We start from the raw sequence: 9,386 nt of genomic DNA, 5'->3' as shown, positions 1-9,386 counted from the left end.
TTGCCGTGTGGCTTGTTGCGTTGATCTGACATTCCATTCGGAAAATCAGGGCTGATTTGCAGGTTCAGTCGGCGAAGCCGCCTGTTCCTGCTGATCTGCCACGTGGCGAACGCGGGAGGGGGCGAGGCAATGCTATTCGACCGGGTAGGTGCGGCCCGCAGGCGTAGCCGAGGACACGGCCCGGTCTAATCGGATTGCCCGAGGGGGAGGGCAGCGCCCTCTCCCTGACGGCCAGGGGCGTTTGGCTTGTCCAAATCCCGCTGGCCCACAAAACAGAAGCGGCGGGGCCATCAGCCCCGCCTCCGTGTTGCGATCATTCAATATTGAAAACTGAGTTCACAGGTTTGGGACATAGTTAACTTACGCCGCGCCCACACCAAAGTCCGGATTTGGGTTGGCGCATCAGAGCAGTAGCCTAAGCGCTGCGCCCATAACCGAGGCGACAAGCAGAATTCGGATGATGCCCCAGTGCAGTCGAAAAGCCAGTAGGCAGCTCAGGCCAAATAGTAATAAGGCGAGCCATTCGATGGTGGCAAGCTCCGGCATCCACAGGGTGAATGGCCCCCTCTGTTCGCGGGTTACGGTGGTAAACAGCACATGAAGTGCAAACCAGACCGAAAGGTTCAGGATGACGCCAACGACCGCCGCGGTGATCGCCTTGAGGGCACCCTGCAATTTGGGCTGGTTCGATATCCACTCGATGTAAGGGGCACCGGCGAATATCCACAGAAAACATGGCGCGAACGTCACCCAAAGTGCGACGATTGCAGCGATCACTCCGAGACCGAGCCCCCCGTCCTTGAAACCAGCAAGGAAGCCCACGAACTGTGTCACGAGGATCAGCGGGCCGGGCGTGGTCTCTGCCAGACCCAAGGCGTCGATCATCTCGCCTGCGCTCAGCCAGCCGAATTGCACCACGACATCCTGCGCCATATAGGCAAGGACTGCGTAGGCACCACCAAAGGTCACGATGGCAAGAGTGCTGAAGAACCTTCCGACTTGGATAAGGAGGTCAGGCGCGCCCAACCAGGTAAGCGCCAGCAGCGGAAGTAACCAGATCGCAAGCCAAAGGATGATCGTACCGACCGTTTTCCGGGCCGACACATGGGTCATATCGACCGTATCTTGCGACACGCGCGCGGGTGCCGTGATCAAACCATACAGACCTGCCATCAGGACGATCAACGGATAGGGGATGGTCAGGAAGAATATTCCGACAAAAGCGGCACCCGCGATGACCCAATGCTGCCTTTGTCTAAGCGCCTTCTTCGAGACGCGCAAAAGCGCTTCAACAACGATCACTAGAACAGCGGCCTTGATCCCATAAAACAGCGCTTCAACGAGCGGGACATTCCCGAAAATACTGTAGATTGCCGCCAATGCCATGATGACGGCGACTCCTGGGATAACAAAGAGCAATCCGGCAATCAGACCGCCAATTGTTCCGTGAAGCCGCCAACCGGCATATGTTGCAAGCTGCATGGCTTCCGGCCCCGGAAGCAACATGCAAAAACTCAATGCATTCAGGAACTGTTGTTCAGACAACCACTTACGGTCGTCAACCACCTCCTTATGCATGAGTGCGATCTGGGCAGCTGGACCGCCGAAAGACAGAATTCCGATTTTCCACCACACGCGCGTCGCGTCGGCGATAGACGGAACCATATCCGTCTGGATATTACTCGTACTGCTCATGATTTATGCCTTTGTCGAAGCTGCTGGCCAATCATGCCCTTCGTTCGTCGCGTCACGTGCCCATCTATAGAATGCATCGTAAAGCAACATGCCGGCGTCGAGCTGTTGCAGATCATCGCGAAACATGCGCGACAGACCCAAGGATGCTGCCAGAAGGCCAGCGGCCTCCGGGGCGAGATCATGTTTGTTGGTGTCGGCCCCCCGCACAATCATGGCTAGTCTTGTCAGTGCGTCATGTCCAACGCCAAACTCTTCGATCATTGTGTCGAAGGTGCAGATTTCGGCCCGATGGCTCCAGAAGACGTCTTCGATATCGAAGGGCGTCGCGTTGAAGCGCTCTGCCACATTACTCACTTGAGAGGCTGAAACGAACAGAATTTGGGCCTTCGGGTCGATAAAACGACGAATGAGCCACGGACAAGCAATTCGGTCGATTTTCGGGCGATGGCGCGTGACCCACACGGTGCGGCCAGACGAGTCCAACGGCGGCAGTTTGGTTGTCGTGACCATTGGGAGCTTCGCATCTCTCCATGCGAATTGCCCGCCTTCGAGAACTTCTGCTTGCACTCTGGATGCACGAAGAAGTGCCGCCGCGCCCTGGCTGATCTTGAGCCCCTTCTGACAATAAACAACGACCGAGCGGCCCTGAAGCTCATTCGCTAAATCGGGAACATCTTTGAACGGATAGCGAAATGCGCCAGGAATAAACCTTGGATCATCGTCAAAGTCTTCATCAATGCGCACATCAAGAAGCACTGGACAGTCGGGGGTCCCGACCAGGCGAGCTAGAGCAGATACCGAAATTTCATTGTACGACGCCATGAAGCATCCTCCTCGGAAAGTAAGGGAATTGGAAGGATGCAAGATTGGGCTGGCGCCTCACGAGGTTCTTGCGCACCCCTGAGCTACAGAACTAAATTGAAATGCCTCTACTGTCAAACACAGGAACAGCCATTGGCTGCGTCGCAGAAATTTTGAAGTATGGGCTGATTGTGTTGAAAACACTCTGTCATGGCACCTGACAGGCAATCATTGTAGGATAATGTTCTGAAGGCGCTTCAAAGTAGCCAAAAATACGGCGCCCGGCACGTGCATTGAGAACATTGTTCTGCATTTCGGAGAGCGCTGAGAGCTTCAAGGACTTTTTCAACACAATCGGCTCTTCGCCAGCATCCGCCGAGGTCCGCTTGAATGGCCGCTGTCGATTTTGGGTCAGAAATGCTTGGCATCTAGTGTGGAAATGCCTGACTTTCTACAGCGGCGGGGCCATCAGCCCCGCCTCCGTATTGCGGTCATTCCATTTTGAAAACAGAGTTCACTAGTTTGGGACTGAACCGCCCTTTCTGGTGCTGGCATCGATGGCCGCAGCCAGCACACACGCGACATTCATACTGCACTTGCAAAAGATGGCCTTGCCCACTGCCCGGGCGGAGCGCTGCCGTTCGCCGCGCGGCCTACGAACGGCAGTTTCGATGTCAGCTTGCGTCTTTGAACTCGGCGTATTCGCCGCGGACTTGGACTGTCACTGTAACGTCCGAGCTGTCGCGGTTGCGCCAGAACCAGCCGTGTTCACCGTTGAATTCGGCGACTATTTCACCCTCCGCGCCGGTAGAGCCGCGCCCCTTTTCATAGGTGACTGATTTGCCGCCGCCATGGCCGTGCAGGTCGAAATTGACCTTACCGCCCTCGACGACCATTCGGTATTGTGCAGTCTGGCCCTTCTCCATTACCAGTTTCCACTCAGCGGAATCACCCGGAGCAAGCGTGAAGGTGGTCTCGTCACGCCATGTTTCGGCGGTTACGGAAGTGGCGTCCTGCGCATAAGCGGCTCCGACAAAAAGGCCAAGCACGTCGTTCAACAAGCTCGACTGTTCTTCGGCGGCCTGCTCCATCAGCCGGTCAGCCTCTGCCTCGTCTGCGAGCTGGGTCTTAATCTCACCCATTTCCTTGAGACCGATGGCACGGCCTATGCCGGTCGGGTCGATGTTGTATTCGGCGGGTAGCACCACGGTAACGAGGATCGCCACCGCCGAAACACCGGCGATCACCGTAGAGCGAATAAGCTGTTTCGAACTGGGGAGTTGATCGAGACTCGGTTTTTCTGCGTTGAACATAGGGAAATCTCCTGTCGGTTCAGGCGGCCACGAAGAGGCCGGTGAGCTGGTAGCCCGTGAGAATGAAGCCAAGTGTCATCATGATGACGTTGGCGGTGTAGGCTTGCGCGAAAAAACGCGGAGAGCGGCGCCAAAACCCCATAACGATAAGGATCACGGCCAAGGCCATGAGCTGGCCTAGTTCTACCCCGACGTTGAAGGCCAGCAAGTTGGCCAGCAGTCCGTCTGAGGCGATGTCGTAGTCGAGAATCTTGGTGGCCAAGCCTGTGCCGTGGAAGAAGCCAAAGATCAGCGTCGCCAGCTTGGTATTAGGCTGGAAGCCGAACCATCGCTGGTAAGCACCGAGGTTGTCCAGGGCCTTGTATACTACCGAAATGCCGATGATGGCGTCGATGATATAGGCGTTGATGCCCCAGCCGAACCAGACGCCGAGTAGCATCGTGGTCGAATGTCCGACGGCGAAGAGGCTGACGTAAATGCCGACGTCGCGCATCTTGTAGAGGAAGAAGACGACGCCGAGCAGGAACAGGATGTGATCGTAACCGGTCACCATGTGTTTGGCACCGAGATACATGAAGGGGATGATGTTGACCCCCCAGATCTCCTGAATATAGCCGGCATCGCCCTCCGTGACGTTGTGGGCTGCGGCCTGCGTTGCGCCGAGTGCAAGCAGGATAAGAATTGTCAGGAACACCGGCTTGCGCAATGCGGCGCGGCGCGTGTCCCGAAAGACTGCGGTCATGTTGATCTCCGAAAAAAGTGTGAATTCTGCGTGGTGGCCGCTTCGGGCGGCACCAGTTCACACGCGCGGAGGTCTTTCGTGGCGATACACCAGACCCGGTCGCCAGAAATGCCGAGCTGAGAAGCCTGCCGCTTCGGGGACGTCCCAAGTTGCGACGTAGGAGCCGCGCAATAGAAGTGCCGGGCTGTGGTCATGATCGGCAACATCATGGCTGTGGCCGTGTAGCGCCCAGGCGAGATCTACCTCGAACCCATGGCTATGGCCATGAGACTCGACCATCTCCGCATGGTCCTGAATAGTGGCAAGGACATCTGGGATGTGGGACGTGACCGGCTGGGATGACCAGAACACAAGACACAGGCAGAGGAGTGCGGCGAGGCCTCGCTGCATCAATCCCGTCCATTTCTTGGCAATCCTTACCTGCACCATGTCCCTGCTCGTGGCTCGCTAAACGCCATCTTGCTTTATCCTCCCTAGGGGGATAACTCGTTCTTATGATAGAACCACACCGGCATGCAAGCCACCCCAAGCTCTCCGCACGGCTGAAACGCGCCGAAGGGCATCTGCGCTCAGTCATCGACATGATCGAGCACGGGCGCCCCTGTCTCGAAATCGCGCAGCAGCTTCAGGCGGTGGAAAAAGCCGTCCGCAACGCCAAACAGGCGCTGATCCATGACCACATGGATCATTGCCTCGACGGAGAAAACTCCGAATCGGACCGGGCCGAACTCAAGGCCATCTCACGTTACCTTTGAGGCAATCATGATGGACATCCTGTCTGACCGCACCTACCGGCACCTCTTCCTTGCCCAAGTTGTTGCATTGCTGGGAACGGGCCTTGCGACAGTTGCGCTTGGGTTGTTGGCCTACGATCTGGCAGGAGACGGCGCAGCAATGGTGCTGGGCACGGTCTTCACCATCAAGATGGTGGCCTATGTGGGGATTGCCCCGGTTGCAGGTGCCTTTGCGGACCGGGTGAACCGCCGTCGGCTGCTTGTTGCGCTGGACCTGATGCGCGCTGCCGTGGCGCTGGCGCTGCCCTTTGTAACCGAGGTCTGGCAGGTCTACGTGCTAATCTTCCTGCTACAGTCTGCCTCGGCGGCCTTCACGCCCACTTTCCAGGCTACGATCCCCGATGTGCTGCCCGACGAGGCGCGCTACACCCGTGCGCTTTCGCTCTCGCGTCTGGCCTATGATCTGGAAAACATCATCAGCCCGACATTGGCGGCGCTACTGCTTGCAATGATGAGCTACAATACGCTTTTCCTAGGAACTGTGGCGGGCTTTGCCGCTTCAGCGCTTTTAGTGGTTTCAGTGATACTGCCGAGCCCTCAGGCCGCGGAACCGCGGGGAATTTATGACCGCACAACGCGTGGAATGCGCATTTACCTGGCAACCCCGCGATTGCGCGGCCTACTTGCGCTCAACCTTGCGGTCTCGGCAGTCGGGGCGATGGTTCTGGTCAACTCGGTCGTTCTGGTGCGCGGCCTGCTCGGCCTGCCGGAAAGCGCGCTGGCCTGGACGATGTTCGCATTCGGCACAGGCTCCATGGCGGCGGCACTGCTGCTGCCAAGGCTTCTGGACCGGCTTCCCGACCGCCCCGTCATGCTCTCGGGTGCCTGCCTCATGATCCTCTCCTTGCTTGGACTCGCGGGAAGCATCGCCGCTTCGGATCTGCACTGGGGAGCTCTGCTTCTCGCCTGGCTGATTGCGGGCTTCGGCTATTCCGCAGTGCTGACCCCCTCTGGTCGGTTGCTGAAGCGTTCGGCGCATGCCGAGGACAGGCCCGCAGTGTTTGCTGCACAGTTCGCGCTGTCGCATGCCTGCTGGCTGGTCACCTATCCGCTGTCCGGCTGGCTGATGACACAGTTGGGTGCCATCCCCGCGCTGGTCACCTTGGCCGCGCTGGCGGGAATTGGGATCATGGCCTGTCTGCTGCTGTGGGCTAGCGGAACGACTGGGGAAATCGAGCACACGCACGACGATCTGCCGCTTGACCACCCGCATCTGCGGGATCACGGGGTAACCGGGCACAAGCATGAGGTCATCATCGACGATCTGCACCGCAGCTGGCCCATGCGCTCCTGACATGCTGTCCATCGCCGGTCTGTTTACGGCGGCTTTGGTGGCTGCAACGCTCGTGCCTGCACAGTCAGAGGCTGTGCTCGCTGGGATAGTGGTTGTCGGCAGTCACCCGGTATGGTTGCTCCTGGCGGTTGCAACATCAGGAAATGTCCTGGGTTCAATCCTCAACTGGGCGGCCGGGCGGTATCTAATGCATTTCTCGGATCGCAGCTGGTTCCCGGTATCTCGTGCGCGACTGGATCAGGCAGCGGCTTGGTACGGCAAATATGGGCGCTGGAGTCTTCTCGGGTCTTGGGTGCCAGTGATTGGAGATCCACTGACGCTGGCGGCAGGTCTCCTGCGCGAACCGCTTTGGCGCTTCGTGCTTATCGTGACCATCGCAAAGGGCGGACGCTACCTTGTTGTTGCCGGCGTTGCATCCGCTGCCGCCTGACTCGGGTCAACTTGCAGTCAGACGGCTTGCGTGAACTGGACGATTGCAACGACGAGCAAGATCACCCCGGTCAAAAAAGCGCGACACGGGATACCCGACTTGCTCCAAGCCAGGGTTGAGTGGGGCGCAATGTCCAGTCCGGCTGGTGGCATCGCGGCATAGCTGGTTGGACGAAAGGTCGGCTTAGGGCCGTTCGCGCGCCCATGCTCCCGGTCAGGCCCGGATTTTGCAAATGTCGCTATCTGCGCTTCGCTTCTATTCGAGCGAAGCGCAGCATTTGGTAAAGTGGGCTCTTCGCCAGCTTTCGCCGCGATCGGCATGAATGGCCGCTGTCGATTTTGGGTCAGAAATGCTTGACGTCTGGGTCAGAATTGCATGACGCGGACGAGTTGTTCCCTCAGGTTTTGGCCGCTGATTGGGTCAAAGGTGTTCGACGTTCCACAACGGACAGTCAAAGGATCGGAGCCGGGGGGTGGTGCGGCCCGCAGCGCGTAGCGCGAGGACACGGCCCCCGGCGGAGACGACGCCGCAGGCGGCGCTTGTCTTTTGACTTTCCGGGGCAGGTCTGTTGGGCGGACAAAAAACAGGATCATGTCAGACTGGGGGTGAGCGGGCGTAGCCCGTCGATCCCCCGGCATGTCCCCTGAACTCATGCGAGACGCGCGCCCCGCGCGGCTCTCTCAATCCTCAAAGGCCAGAGCTTTCCAGCCCGATCCCGGCCCAGGGGACGGGACGGGCCTTGCATGTCGACGAGCTGGACGCGCCATCACACAGCGAAGGATAGCGAGGCAACTTGTGGGAAGGTCTAGCCCTACTCAACCTCCCATCCGGTTGCCCACAGGCCCTTGCTCAATACTTGGGGTCTCGCGCGGACCTGCTTCGGCCCCGCACCTGCACTCCCGAGGTCGTTCCGGCACGCGGCTGGACAACCGGACTACCCGTGCAAGCGATCGTCACCCGAATGGGCCGAGACTAGGCCGCTGAACCGACTATTGCGCCCCGCGCGGACTGGCTCGGAACGAGACTGACCGGGCGGGAGAAAGCGCAAAGGAGGGGCAGGGGGATAGGCTCGGGTGGAAGGCCGGTACAGCCGGCCGGAGACTAGAGCGCGGTCCTGACCGTTCGTGACCCCGCGCAGTGGCGCGCGGACACGAACGGTCAGGATGGACCATGCAGTTTGGCCTTCTTGCACTACCGTTCGCACATACCCTTCGGGCGCACATACGTTGACATTCACCCAAACCGAACATATAGTTCCCTCAACAACACCCCCCAGGCGACCGGTCGAGAGGCCGAGCTCAATACCGGGGGGTTACTTATTTTAGGGGTATGCTCAATACTTTGAAGTTCACGAAGACGCCTTCAAGCATCGAGCAACAACTACAGCTCCTCATCCAGCGTGGCATGGATGTCGGCGACCATGACACTGCAAAGCAGTGGCTTGAGACAGTTGGATACTATAGGCTGAGCGCCTACTGGCTCCCCTTCGAAAAACCTCCCGAAAACGGAAACGCGCGCAGCAAGGTCTTCGAAAGCGGAGCAACCCTCAGTGCAGTAACCGATCTGTATGTCTTCGACCGCAGGCTGCGCGTTCTGGTACTGGAGGCAATCGAACGTGTTGAAGTACATGTAAGATCGCGTTGGACCTACCATATGGCACATGCCCACGGTGCCCATGCTCATCTGGATCACCGCCTGTTTTCTGGCTTTTTGAACCATGCCGAACAGCTCGTCCGTCTCGCTCGGGCCGTGGAGAAATCCGAAGAAACCTTCATTTTATACCACAAAGGCAAGTACACGGACCCTTATTCCCCACCCCTTTGGTCAGCAACCGAATTGATGACGCTTGGCGAACTCTCGAAGTGGTTCCAGGCAACGAAGGACAATTCAATCAAGTCGCAGGTGGGACGTGATCTGGGCTTGCCGACCAAAGAGACCGTGGAGGGAACTCTACAGGTCTTGGCGCTGACCAGAAACATTTGCGCACATCACGGACGGCTGTGGAACCGCCGGACGGTCAAACGACTACCCAAGATCAAACGCTTCAAAAAAGACCTGGTACTGGTGACTGAAGGCCAGCAAGAAGAGAATGACAATCGGCTGTATAACATATTGGTCGTTCTACTTCACATGATGGACAAGCAAGCGACGGACAGCACTTGGCGAGATCGGCTGCGGAATCTTGTCGAAGCACAATCTGATTCCGACCGATCGAAAATGGGTTTCCCCACAGACTGGCGGACACGACCGGTCTGGAACCCATAAACGGCCACTTCCTAAATGTTCGCCCCAAAGGGGCGAACATCAAATCGCTTCC

At 58.2% G+C, this 9,386-nt stretch carries 8 protein-coding genes; 4 read left to right on the top strand and 4 right to left on the bottom strand.

Annotated elements, in window-relative coordinates; genetic code table 11:
• Positions 1 to 402 precede the first annotated feature (402 nt).
• The 4 genes from chrA to AB9K35_RS20305 form a co-directional block, all read right to left on the bottom strand.
• Positions 403 to 1,695, bottom strand: a complete 1,293-nt coding sequence (gene chrA / locus AB9K35_RS20320) for a chromate efflux transporter (RefSeq protein ID WP_009175531.1) — start codon at positions 1,693 to 1,695, stop codon at positions 403 to 405.
• Positions 1,696 to 1,698: 3 nt separating this feature from the next.
• Positions 1,699 to 2,517, bottom strand: a complete 819-nt coding sequence (locus AB9K35_RS20315; RefSeq protein WP_009175426.1) for a sulfurtransferase/chromate resistance protein — start codon at positions 2,515 to 2,517, stop codon at positions 1,699 to 1,701.
• Positions 2,518 to 3,170: 653 nt separating this feature from the next.
• Positions 3,171 to 3,809: a hypothetical protein gene (locus AB9K35_RS20310; RefSeq protein WP_009175410.1), complete on the bottom strand. Its 639-nt coding sequence runs from the start codon at positions 3,807 to 3,809 to the stop codon at positions 3,171 to 3,173.
• 19 nt (positions 3,810 to 3,828) lie between these two features.
• Positions 3,829 to 4,551, bottom strand: coding sequence for a HupE/UreJ family protein (locus AB9K35_RS20305; RefSeq protein WP_009175342.1), 723 nt, complete (start codon positions 4,549 to 4,551; stop codon positions 3,829 to 3,831).
• A 494-nt stretch (positions 4,552 to 5,045) separates the two neighbouring features.
• Between AB9K35_RS20305 and AB9K35_RS20300 the strand changes: the two genes are divergently transcribed.
• The 4 genes from AB9K35_RS20300 to AB9K35_RS20285 all read left to right on the top strand — a co-directional run bounded on the left by AB9K35_RS20300 (position 5,046) and on the right by AB9K35_RS20285 (position 9,334).
• Positions 5,046 to 5,306 carry a metal-sensing transcriptional repressor gene (locus AB9K35_RS20300; RefSeq protein ID WP_009175446.1) on the top strand — a complete coding sequence of 87 codons (261 nt, stop codon included), beginning with the start codon at positions 5,046 to 5,048 and terminating at the stop codon, positions 5,304 to 5,306.
• Between the two features lie 7 nt (positions 5,307 to 5,313).
• Entirely contained in the window at positions 5,314 to 6,639 is a 1,326-nt protein-coding gene (locus AB9K35_RS20295; RefSeq protein ID WP_009175485.1) for an MFS transporter, read from the top strand.
• A gap of 1 nt (position 6,640) precedes the next feature.
• A complete protein-coding gene (locus AB9K35_RS20290) occupies positions 6,641 to 7,069 on the top strand; it encodes a YqaA family protein (RefSeq protein ID WP_039982078.1) in 429 nt (142 codons plus the stop codon).
• Between the two features lie 1,329 nt (positions 7,070 to 8,398).
• Positions 8,399 to 9,334 carry an Abi family protein gene (locus AB9K35_RS20285; protein ID WP_369928951.1) on the top strand — a complete coding sequence of 312 codons (936 nt, stop codon included), beginning with the start codon at positions 8,399 to 8,401 and terminating at the stop codon, positions 9,332 to 9,334.
• The last annotated feature ends 52 nt before the right edge of the window (positions 9,335 to 9,386 follow it).

The organism is Leisingera sp. XS_AS12 (assembly GCF_041224635.1).
GTDB lineage: Bacteria > Pseudomonadota > Alphaproteobacteria > Rhodobacterales > Rhodobacteraceae > Leisingera.
Note: the sequence above shows the minus strand (reverse complement) of the source record. Positions and strands in the feature narration are given on the sequence as shown.